This is a genomic window from Pseudomonas sp. Sample_14 (assembly GCF_004307515.1).
In the GTDB taxonomy this organism is placed as follows: Bacteria; Pseudomonadota; Gammaproteobacteria; order Pseudomonadales; family Pseudomonadaceae; genus Aquipseudomonas; species Aquipseudomonas atacamensis.
In genome coordinates, this window is the sequence record NZ_RCOC01000005.1 from 110,260 (window position 1) to 130,710 (window position 20,451).

A 20,451-nucleotide genomic window follows, 5' to 3' on the forward strand; every position below is an offset into this window, starting at 1 on the left:
CGAGCATGTGGAACCGTCGTGCCGGTTCCGCGCTACCCCCATTATTAGAATATTTTCCGGGCAATTACCGCGATCAAGGAGGATTCGGTGGCTCGGCCAGGAGCTGTTCATGTCTCAACCTCGTGCTCGGATCGCCTCGCAGCTGGGCCTTGCCCTTGCTGTGATACTGGCGATAGTCATCAGCGGCAGTACGGTGTTCGCCTTGCGTTCGCTGGATTCCGCCAACCTCGCCACCCGTGAAGAGCATCTGGCCAGTGAGGCCCGGCTGCTGGCCGATCAACTGAGTACCTTTCACGGTACGCTGCGTGAAAGCACCCTGCGCCTGAGCGGGCTGTTCGAAAAGCGCTTCGGCAGTGGTTTGAGTGTGCACCCCGATCAGCCAGTGACCGTGGCCGGCGTGCAGACTCCGGGTCTGCACCTGGGCAACGAGGTGCTGAACAACAACTTCAAGGAAGTTGACGAGTTCAAGCAGATGACCGCTGGTGTGGCCACGGTATTCGTGCGCAGCGGCGAAGACTTCATTCGCGTCAGCACCAACGTCAGCAAGCAGGACGGCACCCGTGCCATCGGCACCGTGCTCGATCATGCCAACCCGGCGTACGCGAAGTTGATGGCGGGGCAGAGTTATGTCGGCCGCTCGTTGCTGTTCGAGCGCTACTACATGTCGCAGTACACCCCGGTGCGTGATGCGGGCGGCAAGATCATCGCCGTGTTGTACGTAGGTTTCGATTACACCGACGCGCAGAACGCGCAGTTCGCCAATCTCAAGCGCTTCCGCATTGGCAAGACCGGCTCGCTGGCGCTGCTCGACGAGCAGAATAAATGGCTGGTGCCGATTGCCGGCGTCGAAAACCTGGATCAAGCCGCCCCGACCATCAACAACCTGGTGAAAACCCCGGGCAAGGGTGAGTTCTGGAGCGACAAGGGCGAGGACTTCTACAGCATCGCCGTGCCGTTTGAAGGTGGTCCGTGGTCGGTGGTGGCGAGCATGCCGAAAGCCGAGATCCGCGCGGTGACCTGGAGCGTCGGTACGCAACTGGCGATCGGCAGCCTGCTGGCGATGTTGCTTGCGGTCGGTTCCGTGGTCTGGCTGCTGCGCAGCAAACTCGCACCGCTGGGTGATCTGGTGCGTCAGGCCGAGGCCTTGGGTGCTGGTGATCTGAGCGTGCGGCTGAACGTATCGAGCCACGATGAAATCGGTCAGCTGTCGCGCGCGTTCAACCAGATGAGCCAAGCGCTGTCGACCATGGTCGAGCACATCCGCCGCGCTTCGGAAGAGGTCAACAGCCGTGCGCAGGCGCTGTCCGGTTTGTCCGGCGGTGCGTATGAAGGCATGGAGCAGCAATCGGGCGAAATCACCAGCATGGCCGGCGCCGTGGAAGAGTTCAGCGCCACCTCGCTGAACATTGCCGACAACATGGGCGCGACCCAGCGCCTGGCGCAGGAAAACGCGCAGCAAACCCAGATTGGCCGCAACTCGATGGAAGAAGCGTCGTCGTCGCTGGAGCAGATCGCTGGCGCGCTGAACAGCACCGCCAGCGTGATCAACACGCTGGGGCAGCGCTCGCAGGAAATCGGCGGCATTGTCGGCGTGATCACTTCGATCGCCGAGCAGACCAACCTGTTGGCACTTAACGCTGCCATCGAAGCCGCGCGTGCCGGTGAGCAGGGTCGCGGTTTTGCCGTGGTCGCGGACGAAGTGCGCAGCCTCGCCTCGCGTACCCGTCAGGCGACCGATGAAATCTCCAGCATGATCCACAGCATCCAACAGGAGACCGGCAACGCGATCAGCACCATGGAGCAGGGCAATGTGCTGATGCAGGAAGGCCTGTCGCGCAACGCCAATGTCGCCTCGGCACTGGCGCGGATCGATGAGCAGAGCCGTTCGGCAGGCCAGCAGTTCGCCGCGATCACCACCGCCACTCAGGAACAAAGCAGCACTGCGACGTTGCTGAGCAGCAATTTGCAAAGCATCGCCTTGGCCAACAGCGAGCAGCGTGAGGTGGTGTCAAACCTGGCTGTCACCGCTAAAGAGCTGGAGAAGCTGGCGGCGGATCTGCGTTCCGAGGTTGACCGCTTCCGTTGATGCATCTTTGAAACAGCTATCGCGAGCAGGCTCACTCCCACAGTAGTCGGCGTAATTCACAAATATTGTGAAGGCCCGAAATCCCTGTGGGAGCGAGCCTGCTCGCGAACGCCTATCACCGACAGCTTCTTTGGACTTGCTGAAACGTTTCCGCAGCGCTATAAAAATGGCACAACTCCAATAAAGGCTGCTGCCATGACCCCGCTCAAACTCCTCGTCGCCCTCGGCGCGTTCTCTGCCGCTTCCCACGCCATGGCCTGGGACTATGTCCTGCTCGACGCCAACACTCCGGCAAAAAACTGGACGATCACCAGCGAGCAACTTGGCGTAAAAACCGCCAAACCGTTCTCCGTGACCCTGCGTACCCTGCATGGCGGTCGTCAGGAGGGCGTCAGCATTGTCGATATCGATAACGGCACGATGAAACTCTCGGTAGTGCCGACCCGTGGCATGAACGTGTTGCAGGCTTCGGTGGGCGACGTGCGGATGGGCTGGGACTCGCCGGTCAAGGACGTCGTCAACCCGGCGTTCATCGAACTCAACGGTCGCGGTGGCCTGGGTTGGCTCGAAGGCTTCAATGAGCTGGTGACCCGTTGCGGTTATGAGTGGGTTGGCCATCCCGGCATGGACAACGGCGAATTGCTGACCTTGCACGGTCGCGCCGCCAACATCCCGGCCAGCACCGTCACTTTGCACATCGACGAGAAGCCGCCGTATGCCATCACGCTGCGTGGCGAGCTGAAAGAGCAGGCATTCAAGAAAGTCGATTTCTCGGTAGCGACTGAACTGGTCACCGAACCGGGCAGCGCCAGCTTCGCCCTCAACGACACCCTGACCAACAACGGCGACTATGCGAAGGAATATCAGGCGCTGTATCACAGCAACTTCAGCACGCCGTTTCTTGAGCAGGGCGCAAAGTTCGCAGCGCCGGTGAAGCAGGTTTCGCCGTTCAACGACAAGGCCAAGGGTGATCTGCCCGACTGGCAGACCTATCGCGGGCCAACCAAGGACTACGACGAAACTGTCTACAACGTCGTGCCGTATGCGGACGCCAAGGGTGACACCGTCACCGTGCTGCACAACAAGGCCGGTAGCCTCGGCGTATCCGTTGGCTTCAATACTCAGCAGTTGCCGGTGTTCTCGCTGTGGAAAAACACCGACACCCAAGGGCAGGGCTACGTCACCGGGCTGGAGCCGGGAACCAGTTTTTCCTACAACCGTCGCTATCAGCGGCCGTTGAATCTGGTGCCGACCATTGCGCCGAAAGAACATAAACAGTTCCAGATCAGCTACAGCCTGCTGGCCGACAAAGGGGCGGTGGACAAGGCCCTCAAGCGCGTGACTGAAATTCAGGCCGGGCGCGACACTGAAGTGCGTCAGGCACCGCTGGTTGATCTGACTGAGCATTAAGGTGTCGCCGGTCGGTATTGCAGTGCCTCGGCCAGATGCTCGCGGGTAATCGCATCGGCCTGTTCAAGATCCGCCAGCGTGCGCGCGACCTTGAGCAGGCGATGCGCCGAGCGCAGCGACAGGATCAATCGCTCGCAGGCCGCTTCCAGCCATTTTTCATCGGCTGTGGATAACTTGCAGTGACGCTTGAGCCCCGGCAGATCGAGAAACGCATTGGCACAGCCCTGACGTTTCTGCTGGCGCTCCCGCGCTTCCGCCACCAACGCCGCAGCGCTGGCGCTGTTTTCGCCTGGCTTGGCTGCCGGATTCAATGCGGTTGCCTCCCGCGCCACGGTCAGGTGCAGATCAATCCGATCCAGCAGCGGCCCTGACAGCTTGTTGCGATAGCGCTGGACCATGTCCGGTGTGCACGAGCATTTGCCGCTGGGCTCGCCAAGATATCCACACGGACATGGATTCATCGCTGCCACCAATTGAAACCGTGCGGGGAAACGCACGCGATCCTTGGCCCGGGCGATGACGATATGCCCGGACTCCAACGGCTCGCGCAGCACTTCCAGAACCTTGCGATCAAACTCCGGCAACTCATCGAGAAACAGCACGCCGTGATGGGCGAGGGTGATTTCGCCGGGTTGCGGTTTCGAACTGCCACCGACCAATGCCGGCCCGGAAGCGGAATGGTGCGGTTGGCGGAAGGGGCGTTGCGGCCAGTGAGTCAGAGGCACCCCGCTGGCGACCGATTGAATCGCTGCCACTTCCAGTGCCTCGCATTCGGATAGCGGCGGCAATAATCCTGGTAGACGACTGGCCAGCAGAGTCTTGCCGGTTCCCGGAGGCCCGCTGAACAACAAGTTGTGCGCCCCCGCTGCGGCAATCAGCAGTGCGCGTTTGGCGGCTGTCTGCCCCTGCACCTCGTTAAGGTCGGGATAGGGTTTGGCAGCGTGCATCAAACCATCGGAAACGTAAGGCTCGACCGGCGTGTGCCCATTGAAATGCGCCACCGCTTCCAGCAAGTGATCGACTGCGAACACTTTCAGCCCCGAAGCCAGGCACGCCTCTTCCGCATTCGCTCGAGGCACTACCAACGCCCGCCCGGCCTTGCGCGCCGCCAGTGCCGCCGGCAGCACGCCACGCACTGGTCGCACGGCACCGGACAATGCCAATTCACCCAGACATTCCACCTCATCCAGGGTCAGACACGGCACCTGCACGCTGGCCGACAAAATCCCCAAGGCAATTGCCAGATCGAAGCGCCCGCCATCCTTGGGCAGATCCGCCGGCGCCAGATTCAAGGTGATCCGCCGCGCCGGAAATTGCAGCCCGGAATTGATGATCGCGCTGCGCACCCGATCCTTGCTCTCCTTCACCGCCGCCTCGGGCAGGCCGACCATGGTCAGCGACGGCAGACCGTTGGCCAGATGGACTTCGACGGTGACAGCGGGGGCTTCCACGCCAATCTGGGCGCGACTGTGGACAATGGAGAGGGACATGGTCGTTCCTTGAGCTGAATCGGGGAGCCGCTTCCTGCGGGTTTTTGAAGGGTAGTAGGGCGATGCCATTTTAGTGGGATGAGTGGAGCGCAAAAATTTCGCAGGATGTTGCCGCAAGAAATGCCAGGAACTCGCCAGGGCATGGCAAACGGGAATAGGGGAGAGTTTGTGTAGGAGATAGCAACGGGTTCAGTAAGAACCAGCAAGCATGCGTAGTCCGTTTCTGAAAGTCCTGAGAGAACACCCAAATCGCAAGATCATCCGTTTGCGCTAATGATTTTCACGAATAAACTCAGCGTTAATGCATAACGTTAAGCTTTAAACTATGATCGTTAGCTTCAGATGTCCTGAAACCGAATACCTGTTCCGAAGTGGTAAAACCCGTTTCTGGTCAGCCATATTGAGTGTCGCGGAACGTAAGCTGACGATGCTTGATGCGGCAGCTGCGTTGGCTGATCTCCGATCTCCTCCCGGAAATCGGCTCGAGTCTCTGGGAGGCGATCGGAAGGGGCAATGCAGTATTCGTATCAACGCCCAATGGCGAATTTGCTTCGTCTGGGGCCTGAATGGGCCCGAGGATGTTGAAATCGTCGATTATCACTGAGGTGAATATGACCAAGAATGGTATGCGTCCGGTCCATCCCGGCGAGATCCTCAAAGAGGAGTATCTGGAGCCTTTGAGCCTTACAGCCGCTGCGTTGGCGAGAGCATTGAGCGTGTCTACTCCGACGGTGAACGATATCGTTCTACAGCGCCGGGGCATCAGCGCTGACATGGCTTTAAGACTTTCAATCTGTCTGGACACCACTCCTGAGTTTTGGCTGAACCTCCAATCGACCTACGATCTGCGAAAAGCCGAAATTGAAAGAGGAGCTGCAATCCGTGATCAGGTCGAGCGGCTGGCACATTGCGCTTGATAGTGAATCTAGGCAGTGGAGCTGAAGGCTGCTTGAAGGAAAACGCTTGAAGGTTTTTTTTCGACGCCTTTAAAGCTGAAGAGCGTGCCCAACCTTCACTGTCAGTAGTGGTGCTATTCAGCCGGCGGATTCAGTTTCGCCTCCATCTCCGCCACCTTCGCTTCAAGGCTCTCAAGCCGTGCCCGCGTGCGAGCCAACACCACCATCTGACTATCAAACTCTTCCCGGCTGACCAGATCGAGTTTGCTGAAGGCACTTTGCAGCAGCATTTTGAACTGGCTTTCGATTTCGGCTTTCGGCAGCGGGGTATCGCCGCTGAACAGGCGGGAGGCGGTGCCGCTCAGGGCGTCGAGGAAGTCTTTGGGCGCGAGCATGGGGAATGTCCTGGAAACAATGGCCGGCAGTGTATCACGCAGTGTCTATAGTCAATCCCGTTGCACGGATGCACGCTTTTCGCGCAGGGGGACGGACGGTGGCGCACCGTTGTTGTGCGTATCGGCAAAAGCTTTTCTGCCCGAGCGCGTGCAACGGGGGCCAAGCGATTGAAATGCAGGGTTTTTGCCGAGCTGGCAAGGTTTCTGCTTAGTCACCCTCGACCCATGCACTGATGCAGTCGCTGTGACGAATGCAGTGCGGCAGACGAAGCGGGGAGTTTCGTCTGATGCGGTTAGCTGGCGTCAACGATGCGTTACAAAGCCAGGCACTGCGCTTAGACTTGAGACGGGTTTGTTTTCCTGGGGCAAGTCCACCAATTCGGGAGAGAGTTTCATGAAGCTAGTCACTGCCATCATCAAGCCGTTCAAGTTGGACGACGTGCGCGAGTCGCTGTCCGAAATCGGCGTGCAGGGCATTACCGTCACTGAAGTCAAAGGCTTCGGCCGGCAGAAGGGTCACACCGAGCTGTATCGCGGCGCGGAATATGTGGTCGATTTTCTGCCCAAGGTGAAAATCGACGTGGCCATCGACGACAAGGATCTGGATCGGGTTATCGAGGCGATAACCAAAGCGGCCAACACCGGCAAGATCGGTGACGGCAAGATCTTCGTGGTCAATCTGGAACAGGCGATCCGCATCCGTACCGGCGAAACCGATACCGACGCGATCTAAGCGCCGCCACAAACCCAACGCCCCAGGAGAAAACAATATGACTCTGCGTAAATTCGCAGGGCTAGGCGCCCTGTTGTCCATCGTAATGCCCGGCATCGCCATGGCGGCAGACGAAGTGGCAGCGCCAGTCCTCAATTCCGGCGACACCGCCTGGATGCTCACCTCGACAGCGCTCGTGCTGTTCATGACCATTCCCGGCCTGGCGCTGTTCTACGGCGGTATGGTTCGCTCGAAAAACATTCTTTCCGTGCTGATGCAGTGCTTCGCCATTACCGGTCTGATCAGCATCCTGTGGGTCATTTATGGCTACAGCATTGCCTTCGACACCACCGGCATGGAGCAGGGCGTCGTCAACTTCAATTCGTTCTTCGGCGGCATGGGCAAGGCGTTCCTCGCCGGTGTCACGCCTTCGAGCATCACCGGCCCGGCGGCGCTGTTCCCTGAGGCGGTGTTCATCACCTTCCAGATGACCTTCGCGATCATCACCCCGGCGCTGATCGTCGGTGCGTTCGCCGAGCGCATGAAATTCTCCGCGATGCTGATCTTCATGGGTATCTGGTTCACTCTGGTTTATGCACCGATCGCGCACATGGTCTGGTCCGGTAACGGCGGCCTGATGTGGGACTGGGGCGTGCTCGACTTCGCTGGCGGCACCGTGGTGCACATCAACGCCGGTATCGCCGGTCTGGTCGCGTGCCTGGTACTGGGCAAGCGCAAAGGCTTCCCGACCACACCAATGGCTCCGCATAATCTCGGCTACACCCTGATGGGCGCGGCGATGCTGTGGGTCGGCTGGTTCGGCTTCAACGCCGGTTCCGCTGCTGCTGCCAACGGCACTGCCGGTATGGCCATGCTGGTTACCCAGATCGCCACTGCCGCTGCGGCACTGGGCTGGATGTTTGCCGAGTGGGTCACCCACGGCAAGCCAAGCGCACTGGGCATCGCTTCGGGTGTGGTCGCCGGTCTGGTCGCGATCACTCCGGCCGCTGGCACCGTGGGCCCGATGGGTGCACTGGTGATCGGTCTGGCCGCAGGCGTGGTGTGCTTCTTCTGCGCCACCACCCTGAAACGCAAACTCGGCTATGACGACTCCCTGGATGCCTTCGGCGTGCACGGTATCGGCGGTATCCTCGGCGCGATCCTCACCGGTGTGTTTGCCGCACCGGCACTGGGCGGCTTCGGCACCGTGACTGACATTGGCGCGCAGGTCTGGATTCAGATCAAAGGCGTCGGCTTCACGGTGATCTACACCGCGATCGTCACCTTCATCATCCTCAAGGTGCTGGACGCCGTCATGGGTCTGCGCGTAACCGAGGAAGAAGAGTCGGTCGGCCTCGATCTGGCACAACACAACGAACGCGGCTACAACCTGTAAGTACGCGCGATAAAAAAATTGCCCGGTTCGCCGGGCATTTTTTTGTCCGGGATTTGTCATTCAGGGAGCGGCTGAAAGGATTTTTCTTACGGCTTTGGTCGTCTTTACGACGAGGCTTTTTCTGCGGGCAATCGCTTACATCGCAGCAGGAATATTAGGGCCTTTGTTTTTTTTCAGAGCACGCTAGAATGCGCCCCGAACGAGCGGAGAACTGTATGTGGCAACAGACTCTGATAACCCTGCGGGCAAGGCCCCGGGGCTTTCATCTGGTGACGGACGAGTTGCTCGCAGGCTTGCCTGAACTCAAGACCTGTCGGGTCGGTCTGTTGCATTTGTGGCTGCAGCACACGTCGGCGTCGTTGACCATCAACGAGAACGCCGATCCGGCAGTTCGTCGCGACTTCGAACGATTTTTCAATCGTCTGATCCCACAAGGAACAGACGGCTACGAGCACAACGACGAAGGCCCGGATGATCTCCCGGCGCACTTCAAGGCCAGCGTGCTGGGTTGCCAGATCAGTCTGCCGGTTGCGGCTGGACGGCTGGCCCTGGGTACCTGGCAAGGGATTTATCTGGGCGAGCACCGTGATCATGGCGGTGCCCGTAAAGTCCTCGCCACCTTGCACGGTGAACAGGCATGAGCCGCTGCCGGGCAGCGGCAGAAGATTTTTCAACGGCGGCTTCGACAGTCGCCAAAGCTGGTCTATAACTAATCTGCTTTTGGCAAGTCATGAGGTAGAACATGAGCGACGATGATCTGGAAAACGACGACCTCGAAGTAGGCGACGAAGACGAGGCCGAGGAAGGCCTGGAAGCGGCAGCGGAAGACGTTGCCGAAGATGATGGCGGTGACGACACGCCGGCCCCGGCTGCCAAAGGCAAAGCCAAGGCTGCGGTATCGGTCGACGAGTTGCCGAGCATCGAAGCCAAGAACAAGGAGCGTGACGCCCTGGCCAAGGCCATGGAAGAATTCCTTGCGCGCGGCGGCAAGGTGCAGGAAGTGGAGGCCAACGTGGTCGCCGATCCGCCCAAGAAGCCGGATAACAAGTACGGCAGCCGCCCTATCTGAGGCGCGTCGCTCGCTTGCTGAAAAAGCCCGCCGTCGCTGCGGGCTTTTTCATGCCTGAAATAAATCCGTTGAAAACAAATGCAGTCCCCTGTGGGAGCGAGCCTGCTCGCGAAGAGGGCATGTCAGCCGACATACATGTTGGATGACACACCGCATTCGCGAGCAGGCTCGCTCCCACAGGGCTGTAGATCAGTTCGAGGAAGCATTCCAGCGGGAGAGGACGGCTGGCAGTTCAGTGAGGCTGCGAATTTCCGCATCCGGCAAGCGCTCCGCTTCCCAGACCTTGCCCGTCGGGTTGAACCACACCGCGCGCAAGCCTGCCTGCTGAGCGCCGGCAATGTCATCGCCAGGATGATCGCCGACATGCACCGCCGCTGCGGGGCTTACACCGCCGCGCTGCAACGCTTCATGAAACAGCCGCGCATCCGGTTTGGCGATGCCGATGTCTTCGGCGCACAAGGCGAACTTGAAGTAATCCGCCAGCCCCAGCCGACGCACGTCGGCATTGCCATTGGTGACCACGCCGAGGGCATAGTGATTGGCGAGCAGCTCCAGCAGCGGCTCGACTTCCGGGAACACTTCGATCTGATGCCGCGCATGCAGGAACACTTCAAAAGCCTTGTCAGCCAGCTCCGACGCTTCGCCGTGGGCATACCCGGCTTCTTCCAGCGCATGGAACAGCACACGTCGGCGCAGCGCGCTGATGCGGTGTTTGAGGCCCGGTTCGCCCGCCAGCACTCGCTCGCGAATCGACCACAAATGCTCCACCGGCACCGCGCCCAGGTTCGACGCATGCTCGCTCAGCCATTCGCGCAACACGGTTTCGGCGCTGGCGATCACCGGCGCGGTGTCCCACAGAGTGTCGTCGAGGTCGAAGGTGATCAACTGAATGCTCATGAATCATCGCCTTTCATGCGTTTGGCCCGGGGATGGGCGCTGTCGTAGACCGCCGCCAGATGCTGGAAGTCGAGGTGGGTATAGATCTGCGTGGTTTTGATATCAGAGTGACCGAGCAATTCCTGCACCGCGCGCAGATCCTGTGAAGACTCGAGCAAATGGCTGGCGAACGAGTGCCGCAGCATGTGCGGATGCAGGTTCTGCCCCAGCTCGCGCTCGCCAGCCAGTTTGACCCGCACCTGAATCGCCCGGGGGCCGAGACGCCGACCTTGCTGGCTGACAAAAACCGCATCGTCCGCCGGGTTGGTCATGGCTCTAAGCGGCAACCAGTGTTCCAAGGCTTCGCGGGCCTTGGTGCCAACCGGCAACAGCCGGGTCTTGCTGCCCTTGCCGAGCACCTGAACCATGCCGTCGGCGAGGTCGAGTTGATCGAGATTGAGCCCGGTCAGCTCGGACAGGCGCAGGCCAGAGGAATAGAACAGCTCGAGAATCGCCTGATCGCGCCGGGCGAGAAAATCGTCCTCGACCGCACCTTCAAGCAGCTGCAATGCGCGGTCGGTATCAAGGGTTTTCGGCAGGCGCCGTTCGCCTTTCGGCGGGGCCAGGCCGGTGGCCGGGTCGTGGTCGCACAGACCTTCGCGGTTCAAGTAGTGATAGAGCCCGCGCACCGCTGAGAGCAGGCGGGCGAGGCTGCGCGAGGACTGGCCTTGCGCATGCAACCGGGCGATCAGGCTGCGCAGACGCTGGATGTCCAGCGCGGCCCAACTGCCGATGTTCTGCTTGATGCACCAGCCGAGGACTTTATCGAGGTCGCGGCGATAAGCCGACAGGGTGTGCGGCGACACCTGTCGCTCACTGCGCAGATGTTCGCAGTAAGCGTCCAGTTGTCGTTCCATGGTCAGCGTACCGAGCGCAGCGAGCTGTTGACCCGTGGCAGCACGCGGCCCATGACCTCGGCGATGTAGCTCAGGAACAGGGTGCCGACCGAACTCTTGTAATGCTGCGGGTCACGGCTGGCGATGGCCAGGATGCCGTGAATGCCCTGATGGCTGACGGCAACCACGGCGGTCGAGCCGATCTGCTGGCGCTGTTCTTCGCCGAAGAGGAAGTCCAGCTCATGTTCACGCAGGCTGCCGCTGACGCTTTTGCCTTCGGTGAGCAGGCCGCCAATCGCGGTTTGCGCATCGGCGTGGGTTACCCAGCGGCCGACCGGGGCCGGGTTGTCGCCGAGCAGGATCAGGCTGACGAAGGGCACCTGGAAATCCTGACGCAGGCTGTCTTCAACGCTGATGACCACGTCTTCCAGGGTCGATGCATCCATCAGCGCTAGGATCAGGCGGCGGGTTTTTTCAAACAGGCGATCGTTGTCGCGGGCCACGTCCATCAGATGCGAAAGGCGATGGCGCATCTCGATATTGCGGTCGCGCAGGATGGTCATCTGCCGCTCGACCAGCGACACGGTGTCGCCACGTCGGTGCGGAATGCGCAGCGACGGCAGCAGCTCTTCGTGCTCGACGAAGAAGTCCGGATGAGCCTCCAGGTAGGCGGCAACCGCGGCCGCCTCAAGGCTCTCTGACGCTGATTCGTCGACTGGTCGGGCGGGTACCTGTGGCTTGTCGGTCATGATTTCTGCTCGCTCAAAGACGCACTTGTCCTTCGTATACACGCACTGCCGGACCGGTCATCAACACCGGTTCGCCCGGGCCGGCCCACTCGATGGACAGACGCCCGCCGGGCAGGTCGATCAACAGCGGCGAATCCATCCACCCCTGACTGATGGCTGCCACCGCCGCCGCACAGGCGCCGGTGCCGCAGGCCTGGGTTTCCCCGGCGCCGCGTTCCCAAACACGCAGTTGCGCGCGATGGCGGTCGATGACCTGAAGGAAGCCGACATTGACCCGCGCCGGAAAGCGCGGATGGTGCTCGATCTTCGGCCCCAGTTCATGCACCGGTGCGCTGTTGATGTCGTCCACGCGAATGACCGCATGGGGATTGCCCATCGACACGGCGGCCAGTTCGACCGTGGTGCCATCGACGTCCAGCGAATAGCTGCTGGCCTGCGCTGGCGCCTGGAATGGAATGTCCGCCGGCACCAGCCGCGGCGCGCCCATGTTCACGCCGATCTGGCCGTCGTTACGCACGTCCAGTTCGATGATGCCGCCCTTGGTCTCGACGCGGATCTGCCGTTTGGCGGTCAGACGCTTGTCGAGCACGAAGCGGGCGAAGCAGCGCGCACCGTTGCCGCACTGCTCCACTTCCGAACCGTCGGAGTTGAAGATCCGGTAGCGGAAATCCACATCCGGGTTGCTCGGCGCTTCGACGATCAGCAACTGGTCGAAACCGATCCCGGTGTGGCGGTCGCCCCATTGCTTGGCGTGTTTGGGCTGAATGTGCGCGTGCTGGCTGACCAGGTCGAGGACCATGAAGTCGTTGCCCAGGCCGTGCATTTTGGTAAAACGCAGCAGCATGGGTTACTCCGGCAGCAGGCTTTCGCCGGCAAACAGCTCGGCCACGGTTTCGCGGCGACGCACTTCAAAAACCTGATCACCATCAACCAACACCTCAGCGGCACGGCCACGGGTGTTGTAGTTGGAGCTCATGACGAAACCGTAGGCACCGGCCGAATGCACTGCCAGCAAGTCGCCCTCTTCCAGCGCCAGCTCGCGGTCCTTGGCGAGGAAGTCGCCGGTTTCGCAGATCGGGCCGACGATGTCGTACTTGCGTGCAGCGCTGTCGCGCGGTTTCACCGCGGTGACGTCCATCCACGCCTGATACAGCGCCGGACGGATCAGGTCGTTCATCGCCGCGTCGACGATGGCGAAATCCTTGTGCTCGGTGTGCTTGAGGTACTCGACCTGGGTCAGCAGCACGCCGCCATTGGCAACGATGAAGCGACCCGGTTCGAACACCAGCGCCAGATCACGCCCGTCGAGACGCTCGCGCACGGCTTTGATGTAGTCGGCAGCCAGCGGCGGCTCCTCATCGCGATAACGCACGCCCAGGCCACCACCAAGATCGATGTGGCGCAGGTGAATGCCGCAATCGCCCAAGCGGTCGACCAGATCGAGCAAGCGATCCAGTGCATCGATGAACGGCGGCAGGGTGGTCAGTTGCGAACCGATGTGGCAGTCGACACCGACCACTTCCAGGTTCGGCAGATGCGCGGCGCGCACGTACACGTCTTCGGCATCGGCAATGGCGATGCCGAACTTGTTCTCTTTCAGACCGGTGGAAATGTACGGATGGGTGCCGGCATCGACGTCCGGGTTCACGCGCAGCGAAACCGGGGCGCGAACACCCAGCTCGGCGGCGACCACTTGCAGGCGCTCGAGCTCGTCGGTGGATTCGACGTTGAAGCAGTGCACGCCGACTTCGAGGGCGCGGCGCATGTCGTCACGGGTCTTGCCGACGCCGGAGAAAACGATCTTGTCGGCGCTGCCACCAGCGGCCAGTACACGTTCCAGCTCGCCACGGGAAACGATGTCGAAACCGGCGCCGAGACGGGCCAGGACATTCAGTACACCGAGGTTGGAGTTGGCTTTGACTGCGAAGCAGACCAGATGCGGCATGCCGGCCAGCGCATCGGCGTAGGCCAGATACTGCGCTTCGATGTGGGCGCGCGAGTAGACATAGGTGGGCGTGCCGAAGCGGTCGGCGATGGCGGACAGCGGCACACCTTCCGCGAACAGCTCCCCGCCACGGTAGTTAAAAGCGTCCATGGCGATCCCTTAGTAAACGTCGTGCTTGTGAGCCTTGGATGGCTGCTTCTGCGAAGACTGGGCTTGTTCGGCCGGGTCCTGGTCGTCATCGGGCAGGTACAACGGGCCTTTTTGACCACAGGCCGAAACCAGGCAGGCAACCGCGACGAGCGCAGCAAGGGAAGAGATCAGGCGCTTCATGGCGAAATCCTTGAAAATGCGTTAATTGCGCCGGAGTATACCGGCCACCCGGCAGCTTGCCTATGCGAGGGGGTTCCCGTCCGGCGGGGCTTGCTGGATACCGGATGGATACCTGCAATACCTGTGGGAGCGAGCTTGCTCGCGAAGAGGTCGTCACATTCGATATGTTTGTTGCCTGACACACCGCTTTCGCGAGCAAGCTCGCTCCCACAGAGTGCGATGTTGGATGGAAACTGGTGCTTGGTCGTTAATCTTTGCAATCGGCCGGCAGCGTCCGTATCTTTCGGCGCTTGAGCCTGATCAGACATTTTTGAGGTTGCCGCAATGAGTTTGTCCGAAGCCCGTTTCCACGATCTGGTCGATGAAACCCAGGAAAAACTGGAAGACATATTTGACGAAAGCGATCTGGACATCGATCTGGAAAGCTCGGCAGGTGTCTTGACCGTCAAGTTCGAAAACGGCTCGCAGCTGATCTTCAGCCGCCAGGAGCCATTGCGTCAGCTGTGGCTGGCGGCCGTGTCCGGTGGTTTCCACTTCGACTATGACGAAGAAAGCGAGCGCTGGATGTGCGACAAGAGCGAAGAGCAATTGGGCGAAATGCTTCAGCGCCTCGTCAAGCAGCAGGCTGGCGCCGAATTCGATTTCGAAGGTCTGTGATTCGTGACGGATGCCGCCCCTGTTCGCCCGCCGAAACCGCTCTACAGCAACGTCAGCCCGGCGGTGCCTTCGCCGTGCACGGGAGTATGTCGATTGGACGAACAGAAAGTCTGCCTCGGCTGCGCGCGCCACGTTGAAGACATTCGCGAATGGCGCTCGGCCGATGATCAACGGCGCCGGGTAATTTGCCAGCAGGCTGCCGCACGAAAATCCCAAGCCTGTTGATATTGTGGCGAGGGGATTTATCCCCGTTGGGTCGCGTAGCGGCCCCAGAATCTATACGGCTGCTGCGCAGCCGAACGGGGATAAATCCCCTCGCCACAAGGGTTTCACCCAGGCAAAAGGTGGGTGACTTGTATATTTTTTGAGCTGTGATAGTGTCCGCGCACGCCTCAAACCACCGAGGCACGGTGAAAACCCCGTCTTTTTTGGCGGGGTTTTGCTTTTTTTGTGCAGAAGAAAGGAGTCTGCCTGGATCATGACCGCACCTTCCATCACCCTTACCCGTCTGGACGTGCAACGTCTGCAGCGCCTGATCGACAACCTGATCGATAAAGACCAGGCAGCGCCGGGCGTGATTGCGCTGCAAACCGAGCTGGACCGCGCCGATACCGTGGTCGGCCACGATGAAGTGCCCGCCGATGTCGTGACCATGAATTCCCGTGTGCATTGCCGCGAAGAAGGCAGTGGCAAGGATTACCACCTGACGCTGGTCTATCCCAAGGACGCCAACGCCGACAACGGCAAGATTTCGATTCTGGCGCCGGTCGGCAGTGCGCTGCTGGGTCTGAAGGTCGGTCAGCACATCGATTGGCCGGCGCCGGGCGGCAAGTCGCTGAAACTGACCTTGCTGGAAGTGGAATCGCAACCGGTCAACGGCGGCGCCTTCCCCGAATAACTCCCCGCTTCAAACCTGTTCGAGCGCTTCATTCAACGAGCGCTCCAGGTCCGCCTTGTAGCGCAGATACAGATTGCTTGAGCTGTGCCCGTCACCGAGCAGCCCCGAGAGGTCGAGGTCGGTGATGTAGCAGCGATAGCGTTCGGTCTCGCGGCGCTGCTCGACGATCTCCCGGGCGACCACGCTGAACAACTGGTCGCCATGCTCCAGCTCGCTGAATTCGCGCTGATTGCAATACAGGGTGACCTGCACTTCGCCGGGCGCGGCTTTACCGATGATCGCCTGTACGTCATAGAACGGTTTGTTCACCGGAGTCTGCGGTGCCGGCCGGGTTTCGACTCTGCGCGAGCGCCCCGGGCCTGACGGCAACAGCTGGTAATACAAAGTCTCGGGGCTGCCTGCAGGGCCACCGTCCATCGGCAATTGCGCTTCACGGCGGTACTGGATCGATTGCAGAAAACGCTGCAGCGGTACCAGCAGACTCTGCTCGTCGTGGTACGGCAGTTGCTGCTGCCACAGCGCATTGAATTCATCCAGCACGTACAGCTCGGCCTGTTGCTCGCTGATGCGATAAAACACCTGAATGCACTCCGGCTGACCCATCGGCAGGATCAGTGCCAGGTCGTGATCTTCCAGTGCCATCGGGTCGAGGTGCAGCGGGCTGTAGCGCGGTTGTTCTTCGCCCAGATAATCGAGCAGTGCCGGCAGAGTGGCGAGGGCGACATGGTTGACCTGACCTGGCACCAGCTCCAGCACGTGATAGTGCTGCTGCACCTGAATCAGGTAGCGGTGATTCAACTCGCTGAGCAACAGGGTCTGCGCGGTGTCGACGATTTCCTCGACGCGGCGGGCAATGAATTGCGCGCGGTTGTGGCAGAAACAGCGCACCTTCAGCGATGGCTGCATCGGGCCGCGCGGCAGGTTGTTGAGGTAATCGCGCAGGCAGTCGAGCAGCGCATGCGGGCCGTCGAAACGATTGACCAGCACTTCGTTCCAGCTGTTGAGCGTGACTTGATCGAGGGTCAGCACCAGGTTTTCGCGCACGCCGGCATAGCTCAGCGAGTCGGTGCGTTCGGTGGTCATCAGGATGTTCAGATCACGGTGATGCTTGAGCGGGTCGACGCCGACGTTGATCAGCAGCAGCACTTCGCTGGGCACAGCGGCACGCAGCAAGGGCTCTTCGGCGACGGTGGACAAGGGTAGGGCGATGCACTGCTGCAGGCTGCCGAGCAGGTTGAACAGCTCGAACTCGCTCAAGTCGCTGGTGCCCGGATGCAGGGCCAGACGTGTGCTGCTGTCGATCACGCCGTTGCGGTGGCACCAGGTCAGCAGTTCAAGCAGCTCGCGACTGCGCTTGATCGGCGCGAAGTGTTCCCACTCCAGCGCCGTCAGGCTGCCGTTGTACAGGCCCCACTGGGTCTGGCCCGGCTCCTTTTTGTTCGGCGACTGCACCAGGGTCAGGGTGTCTTCGGCCAAGTCCGGGGCGATGCCGGGGTTGATGAACTCGACCTTGTCAGCCTTGCGCTCGAACGCCGCATACAGGCGCCTGCCGAGGACATTGAGGTCGCGCTTGTTGATCAGGCTGACAGTCTGTTCGCTGCGGGCGAACTGTGTCAGGAAGCGATAGCTGTAATTGAGTTCATTGACCAGCGCGCGGCGCTCGGCGCTGACCTGGCGGACTTTCCACTGACTGCGGCTGTCGAGCAGCGCCAGTTGCCGTTGATCCCAGTGCCACTCGCCAGCCAGGCGTTCGAGCAGTGTGCGTTGCCAGCCCTGGCTGCGGCTGTTGCCGGTGAGCTTGCGGTTGACCTTCAGATACAGCGCGCGGCGCACCAGCTCAAGACGTTCCGGTTCGTTGCGGGCGATCAGGTATTCCTCGATACGCCGGTACACCACCATGTACGGGTCAAGCTCATCGAGATCGAGCTGATTGGCGAATACGGCTTTCTTGAAGCGCAGGCTCAGGCACTGCACGTGCGGGTGTTCGCTGGCGTACACCTCGGTCAGCAGCAGTTTGAGCACTGACTTGTAGGGCGACTCGATGCCTTTGAACAACTGCCACAACCCGGCGCCGATGAATTCTCCGGGCGGAATGGTTGCCATCGGCCCGAGATCGAGGGTTTCGTCGGCGCGAATAAAGCGTTTGGACAGCAGGGTGTGGGTGTAAGCGTCGTAGGCCGTTTCTTCATAGACCGGCACCAACCACCAGATCGGCGTGCGCCCGGCCAGCCAGATCGCCGTGCGATAAAACTCGTCGAGCAGCAGATAGTGCTGGGTGCTGCCGCAGTTGTCCGAACTGAGCTTGGAATCGCGTTCGCCTTTGACAAAGCGCGCCGGGTCGATCAGGAAGAAATGCGCTTCGGCACCCTGGCTCGCAGCCCAGGCTTCGAGCAATTGGCACTTCTTGCTCAGCTCGGCGAGCTCGCTTTCGCTCAGGTCCGGCCCATGGCAGACCCACACGTCCATATCGCTCTGATCGGCCTGGGCCAGCGTGCCGAGGCTGCCCATCAGGAACAGGCCGTGGATCGGTCGCGGCGGGTTACTGCCATGGCGCGGCCTGTAAGAGAACGAGCGAGTCAGGCGCTGCGCCTCAGTCAGCGCATTGGCGTCCGGCTCATAATTCGAAAGCCCCGCCGGCGTACTGCCCGAGACATAGCCGGGCAGCAACGGATGATTGACGTGAAAGAACAGCGGCAACAGCGTCAACACGCTTTGCTGGCGCGTCGACAAGCCTTCGAGAGCGCGGCCGAGGCGGCCTTCATTGAGTTTGAGAAAACGTGCGCGCAGTTGGCTGAGTACCTTGCGGTCGATGCCTTCGTCCAGGTCGGGGCGGATTTCGTGGGTGCGGGTCATGTCAGCTCAAACCGGCTTGCAGGCTCGGACGTAGAGGGTCTCGGAATGGCCGCAGTTTAGCCGCTGCGCGGCAGGACGTTTAAGCTGAATTTGTTTTTTGACGTCAGTTTTTTATCGACAGCGATCGGGCGGGCCCGCGGAAATCCCGTGGCAGGAGTTCCCGTGGGCAAAGTCAGAGAAATCAGGCGGTTTGCTGTTCTTTCAAAATCGTCAGTACGGTCTGCACGTTTTGCGCGGCATCGCGACCGAGGCTGGTCAGATAACCGCCATCGGGCTGGTCGGTGAGTTCTTTTTCAAAGAGGCGCTGGGCGGCAGCGATATGTTTCGGGGCAGCGGTCTGGTGAATTTTCAGACCTTCCTGGGAACTGTCCAGGTTGAAGAGTGCAAGGACTTCCAGTTCGGCAACCAACTCAGGGGTAAGCGACATAAGGACTCCAGACTTTCTAGGAATTGGACGACAGCGCCTCTAAGGTGAACCCGCTGGTGCAGCATGTCCAGTGCTCGGATCAGGGGATTTTGTCTTGAGGCGAATTCCAGTGTAGTCGGGCGGCAGCAGATGGCTGGATGGATGCGTAACAAACCTTGTGGGAGCGAGCCTGCTCGCTCCCACAGGAGCAATGTGGTTACTGCTTTTCCGGTGGCAGCTCTGGCAAAGCGCGCAGTGCCGCTTCGTACCACTGGGTGTCGAACGGGCGATCTTCATCGAGCATCGCGTCAATTTCAAAAGCCAGCACGTGGGCCATCAGATTGAGGATCTCCTCACGGTCCATGCCGACCAAAGTCAGCTTGTTCAACGTCGCCTTGGCCGCCGGCGGGTTGTCGCTTTCAATCTGGTTCTCGATGGCTTCGATCAGCGTCGCTTCGGTGAATGCTTCTTCGTCGTCATCGTTGACGATATCTGTCGGCTCGCTCATGGCAGGCTCCTCAGGGAAAGGCGCCAGTTTACCCGCATTCAGCGGCGTGATGCTGCTGGCGGGAAACGCCGCGGCGATCTATAAGCAGGCACTGCCCACCCCGCACGGCCTGGAGGCTCTGTGATGTTCAAGCTCTACGGATTTGCTGTCAGCAACTACTACAACATGGTCAAACTGGCGCTGCTGGAAAAAGGCCTGCCCTTCGAAGAGGTGACGTTCTACCCGGCGCAAACCCCGGAGTCACTGGCAATCAGTCCGCGTGGCAAGGTCCCGGTGCTGGGTGTCGACGCCGGTTATATCAACGAAACCGCGATCATCCTCGAATACCTCGAACAATCACAAAAGGGCACGCCGCTCCTGCCCTGCGATCCGTTCGAGCGCGCGCAGGTATTGGCGATTGCCAAGGAGATCGAGTTGTACATCGAGTTGCCGGGGCGTGCCTGCTATGGCGAGGCGTTTTTCGGTATGACATTGCCGGAGGCGATCAAGGAGAAGACCCGGACGGAACTGCTGCTGGGCTTCGCGGCACTCGGCCGCCACGGCCAGTTCGCCCCTTATGTGGCGGGTGACAGCCTGAGCATTGCCGATTTGTATTTCCTCTACAGCGTGCCGCTGGCCTGTGCGGTCGGGCAGAAGCTGTTCGGGATTGATCTGCTGGCCGAGATGCCGCAGGCGAAATCGCTGCTGGAGCGGCTTGAGCAAAATCCGCATGTGCAGAAGATCGCGGCGGACAAGGACGCGGCGATGCCGGCATTTTTAGCGATGATTGCTGCAAAGAAGTGAATTTTGTAGCGCTCTGAAGGAAGCCTTCGCGAGCAGGCTCGCTCCCACATTGAGCCGGTGGTGAACACAAATTTTGTGAACATCCAGAATCCCTGT

The 20,451-nt window shown here is 60.5% G+C and carries 23 protein-coding genes; 12 read left to right on the forward strand and 11 right to left on the reverse strand.

The genetic code is table 11. The features are described 5' to 3' along the window. The first annotated feature begins 109 nt into the window (after nt 1-109). Both D8U61_RS01065 and D8U61_RS01070 read left to right on the forward strand, forming a co-directional pair. On the forward strand, nt 110-2,086 hold the full coding sequence (locus tag D8U61_RS01065) for a methyl-accepting chemotaxis protein (RefSeq protein ID WP_130889071.1): 1,977 nt from the start codon (nt 110-112) through the stop codon (nt 2,084-2,086). A gap of 195 nt (nt 2,087-2,281) precedes the next feature. Continuing rightward, nucleotides 2,282-3,496 (forward strand): aldose 1-epimerase family protein, encoded by a 1,215-nt coding sequence (locus tag D8U61_RS01070; RefSeq protein ID WP_130926280.1) that lies wholly within the window; start codon nt 2,282-2,284, stop codon nt 3,494-3,496. Here the strand turns inward: D8U61_RS01070 and D8U61_RS01075 are convergent. Beyond that, complete coding sequence (locus D8U61_RS01075) at nt 3,493-4,986, reverse strand: YifB family Mg chelatase-like AAA ATPase (RefSeq protein ID WP_071172128.1); 1,494 nt, start codon at nt 4,984-4,986, stop codon at nt 3,493-3,495. The two genes, D8U61_RS01070 and D8U61_RS01075, sit on opposite strands and share 4 nt — an antisense overlap. Nucleotides 4,987-5,311: 325 nt before the next feature. Between D8U61_RS01075 and D8U61_RS01080 the strand changes: the two genes are divergently transcribed. Together D8U61_RS01080 and D8U61_RS01085 are read left to right on the forward strand one after the other, a co-directional pair. After that, the gene (locus D8U61_RS01080; protein ID WP_082228595.1) at nt 5,312-5,590 is read left to right on the forward strand and encodes a type II toxin-antitoxin system RelE/ParE family toxin; all 279 of its coding nucleotides are present in this window, start codon (nt 5,312-5,314) and stop codon (nt 5,588-5,590) included. 7 nt (nt 5,591-5,597) lie between these two features. After that, nucleotides 5,598-5,903 carry a HigA family addiction module antitoxin gene (locus D8U61_RS01085; protein ID WP_039757791.1) on the forward strand — a complete coding sequence of 102 codons (306 nt, stop codon included), beginning with the start codon at nt 5,598-5,600 and terminating at the stop codon, nt 5,901-5,903. A 113-nt stretch (nt 5,904-6,016) separates the two neighbouring features. Here D8U61_RS01085 and D8U61_RS01090 read toward each other — a convergent pair whose 3' ends face one another. Beyond that, the gene (locus D8U61_RS01090; protein WP_016772581.1) at nt 6,017-6,277 is read right to left on the reverse strand and encodes an accessory factor UbiK family protein; all 261 of its coding nucleotides are present in this window, start codon (nt 6,275-6,277) and stop codon (nt 6,017-6,019) included. A gap of 394 nt (nt 6,278-6,671) precedes the next feature. On the opposite strand from D8U61_RS01090, the gene glnK reads away from it, so the two are divergent. From glnK to sutA, 4 genes are all read left to right on the forward strand, one after another. Beyond that, complete coding sequence (gene glnK / locus D8U61_RS01095; RefSeq protein ID WP_002555808.1) at nt 6,672-7,010, forward strand: P-II family nitrogen regulator; 339 nt, start codon at nt 6,672-6,674, stop codon at nt 7,008-7,010. Between the two features lie 37 nt (nt 7,011-7,047). Beyond that, nucleotides 7,048-8,385 carry an ammonium transporter gene (locus tag D8U61_RS01100; RefSeq protein WP_041476939.1) on the forward strand — a complete coding sequence of 446 codons (1,338 nt, stop codon included), beginning with the start codon at nt 7,048-7,050 and terminating at the stop codon, nt 8,383-8,385. A 215-nt stretch (nt 8,386-8,600) separates the two neighbouring features. Then, the gene (locus D8U61_RS01105) at nt 8,601-9,026 is read left to right on the forward strand and encodes a secondary thiamine-phosphate synthase enzyme YjbQ (RefSeq protein ID WP_024014775.1); all 426 of its coding nucleotides are present in this window, start codon (nt 8,601-8,603) and stop codon (nt 9,024-9,026) included. A 101-nt stretch (nt 9,027-9,127) separates the two neighbouring features. Further along, entirely contained in the window at nt 9,128-9,454 is a 327-nt protein-coding gene (sutA, locus tag D8U61_RS01110; protein WP_016772583.1) for a transcriptional regulator SutA, read from the forward strand. A 189-nt stretch (nt 9,455-9,643) separates the two neighbouring features. On the opposite strand, the gene D8U61_RS01120 is transcribed toward sutA, so the two are convergent. The 6 genes from D8U61_RS01120 to D8U61_RS01145 are packed head-to-tail and all read right to left on the reverse strand — an operon-like array spanning nt 9,644 to nt 14,250. Beyond that, complete coding sequence (locus D8U61_RS01120; protein WP_122698695.1) at nt 9,644-10,351, reverse strand: HAD family hydrolase; 708 nt, start codon at nt 10,349-10,351, stop codon at nt 9,644-9,646. Beyond that, nucleotides 10,348-11,247, reverse strand: a complete 900-nt coding sequence (gene xerC, locus D8U61_RS01125; protein ID WP_024014773.1) for a tyrosine recombinase XerC — start codon at nt 11,245-11,247, stop codon at nt 10,348-10,350. The genes D8U61_RS01120 and xerC overlap by 4 nt, the downstream gene beginning before the upstream one ends. Nucleotides 11,248-11,249: 2 nt before the next feature. Next, nucleotides 11,250-11,975, reverse strand: coding sequence for a DUF484 family protein (locus D8U61_RS01130; protein WP_024014772.1), 726 nt, complete (start codon nt 11,973-11,975; stop codon nt 11,250-11,252). Nucleotides 11,976-11,988: 13 nt separating this feature from the next. After that, nucleotides 11,989-12,819 (reverse strand): diaminopimelate epimerase, encoded by an 831-nt coding sequence (gene dapF, locus D8U61_RS01135; RefSeq protein WP_016772587.1) that lies wholly within the window; start codon nt 12,817-12,819, stop codon nt 11,989-11,991. Nucleotides 12,820-12,822: 3 nt separating this feature from the next. Beyond that, nucleotides 12,823-14,070 carry a diaminopimelate decarboxylase gene (lysA, locus tag D8U61_RS01140; RefSeq protein ID WP_130889073.1) on the reverse strand — a complete coding sequence of 416 codons (1,248 nt, stop codon included), beginning with the start codon at nt 14,068-14,070 and terminating at the stop codon, nt 12,823-12,825. A gap of 9 nt (nt 14,071-14,079) precedes the next feature. Beyond that, nucleotides 14,080-14,250 carry a lipoprotein gene (locus tag D8U61_RS01145; RefSeq protein WP_016772589.1) on the reverse strand — a complete coding sequence of 57 codons (171 nt, stop codon included), beginning with the start codon at nt 14,248-14,250 and terminating at the stop codon, nt 14,080-14,082. 324 nt (nt 14,251-14,574) lie between these two features. Between D8U61_RS01145 and cyaY the strand changes: the two genes are divergently transcribed. The 3 genes from cyaY (at nt 14,575) to rnk (ending at nt 15,805) form a co-directional block, all read left to right on the forward strand. Next, nucleotides 14,575-14,907 (forward strand): iron donor protein CyaY, encoded by a 333-nt coding sequence (gene cyaY, locus D8U61_RS01150; RefSeq protein ID WP_041476930.1) that lies wholly within the window; start codon nt 14,575-14,577, stop codon nt 14,905-14,907. A gap of 3 nt (nt 14,908-14,910) precedes the next feature. Beyond that, a complete protein-coding gene (locus D8U61_RS01155) occupies nt 14,911-15,132 on the forward strand; it encodes a DUF1289 domain-containing protein (RefSeq protein WP_110599860.1) in 222 nt (73 codons plus the stop codon). 253 nt (nt 15,133-15,385) lie between these two features. Continuing rightward, on the forward strand, nt 15,386-15,805 hold the full coding sequence (gene rnk, locus D8U61_RS01165; protein ID WP_125925379.1) for a nucleoside diphosphate kinase regulator: 420 nt from the start codon (nt 15,386-15,388) through the stop codon (nt 15,803-15,805). A gap of 9 nt (nt 15,806-15,814) precedes the next feature. Here rnk and D8U61_RS01170 read toward each other — a convergent pair whose 3' ends face one another. The 3 genes from D8U61_RS01170 to D8U61_RS01180 form a co-directional block, all read right to left on the reverse strand. Further along, a complete protein-coding gene (locus D8U61_RS01170) occupies nt 15,815-18,658 on the reverse strand; it encodes a class I adenylate cyclase (protein WP_130926282.1) in 2,844 nt (947 codons plus the stop codon). 181 nt (nt 18,659-18,839) lie between these two features. Next, nucleotides 18,840-19,085 (reverse strand): TIGR02647 family protein, encoded by a 246-nt coding sequence (locus D8U61_RS01175; RefSeq protein ID WP_007951883.1) that lies wholly within the window; start codon nt 19,083-19,085, stop codon nt 18,840-18,842. Nucleotides 19,086-19,281: 196 nt separating this feature from the next. Continuing rightward, nucleotides 19,282-19,572, reverse strand: coding sequence for a hypothetical protein (locus D8U61_RS01180; protein WP_122698690.1), 291 nt, complete (start codon nt 19,570-19,572; stop codon nt 19,282-19,284). A 123-nt stretch (nt 19,573-19,695) separates the two neighbouring features. Between D8U61_RS01180 and D8U61_RS01185 the strand changes: the two genes are divergently transcribed. After that, the gene (locus D8U61_RS01185) at nt 19,696-20,355 is read left to right on the forward strand and encodes a glutathione S-transferase (protein WP_125925381.1); all 660 of its coding nucleotides are present in this window, start codon (nt 19,696-19,698) and stop codon (nt 20,353-20,355) included. Nucleotides 20,356-20,451 lie beyond the last annotated feature (96 nt).

Coding starts and splice junctions, on each gene's coding strand:
- D8U61_RS01065 (WP_130889071.1), top strand. CDS start 110: ATGTCTCAACCTCGTGCTCGGATCGCCTCGCAGCTGGGCCTTGCCCTT.
- D8U61_RS01070 (WP_130926280.1), top strand. CDS start 2,282: ATGACCCCGCTCAAACTCCTCGTCGCCCTCGGCGCGTTCTCTGCCGCT.
- D8U61_RS01075 (WP_071172128.1), bottom strand. CDS start 4,986: ATGTCCCTCTCCATTGTCCACAGTCGCGCCCAGATTGGCGTGGAAGCC.
- D8U61_RS01080 (WP_082228595.1), top strand. CDS start 5,312: ATGATCGTTAGCTTCAGATGTCCTGAAACCGAATACCTGTTCCGAAGT.
- D8U61_RS01085 (WP_039757791.1), top strand. CDS start 5,598: ATGACCAAGAATGGTATGCGTCCGGTCCATCCCGGCGAGATCCTCAAA.
- D8U61_RS01090 (WP_016772581.1), bottom strand. CDS start 6,277: ATGCTCGCGCCCAAAGACTTCCTCGACGCCCTGAGCGGCACCGCCTCC.
- glnK (WP_002555808.1), top strand. CDS start 6,672: ATGAAGCTAGTCACTGCCATCATCAAGCCGTTCAAGTTGGACGACGTG.
- D8U61_RS01100 (WP_041476939.1), top strand. CDS start 7,048: ATGACTCTGCGTAAATTCGCAGGGCTAGGCGCCCTGTTGTCCATCGTA.
- D8U61_RS01105 (WP_024014775.1), top strand. CDS start 8,601: ATGTGGCAACAGACTCTGATAACCCTGCGGGCAAGGCCCCGGGGCTTT.
- sutA (WP_016772583.1), top strand. CDS start 9,128: ATGAGCGACGATGATCTGGAAAACGACGACCTCGAAGTAGGCGACGAA.
- D8U61_RS01120 (WP_122698695.1), bottom strand. CDS start 10,351: ATGAGCATTCAGTTGATCACCTTCGACCTCGACGACACTCTGTGGGAC.
- xerC (WP_024014773.1), bottom strand. CDS start 11,247: ATGGAACGACAACTGGACGCTTACTGCGAACATCTGCGCAGTGAGCGA.
- D8U61_RS01130 (WP_024014772.1), bottom strand. CDS start 11,975: ATGACCGACAAGCCACAGGTACCCGCCCGACCAGTCGACGAATCAGCG.
- dapF (WP_016772587.1), bottom strand. CDS start 12,819: ATGCTGCTGCGTTTTACCAAAATGCACGGCCTGGGCAACGACTTCATG.
- lysA (WP_130889073.1), bottom strand. CDS start 14,070: ATGGACGCTTTTAACTACCGTGGCGGGGAGCTGTTCGCGGAAGGTGTG.
- D8U61_RS01145 (WP_016772589.1), bottom strand. CDS start 14,250: ATGAAGCGCCTGATCTCTTCCCTTGCTGCGCTCGTCGCGGTTGCCTGC.
- cyaY (WP_041476930.1), top strand. CDS start 14,575: ATGAGTTTGTCCGAAGCCCGTTTCCACGATCTGGTCGATGAAACCCAG.
- rnk (WP_125925379.1), top strand. CDS start 15,386: ATGACCGCACCTTCCATCACCCTTACCCGTCTGGACGTGCAACGTCTG.
- D8U61_RS01170 (WP_130926282.1), bottom strand. CDS start 18,658: ATGACCCGCACCCACGAAATCCGCCCCGACCTGGACGAAGGCATCGAC.
- D8U61_RS01175 (WP_007951883.1), bottom strand. CDS start 19,085: ATGTCGCTTACCCCTGAGTTGGTTGCCGAACTGGAAGTCCTTGCACTC.
- D8U61_RS01180 (WP_122698690.1), bottom strand. CDS start 19,572: ATGAGCGAGCCGACAGATATCGTCAACGATGACGACGAAGAAGCATTC.
- D8U61_RS01185 (WP_125925381.1), top strand. CDS start 19,696: ATGTTCAAGCTCTACGGATTTGCTGTCAGCAACTACTACAACATGGTC.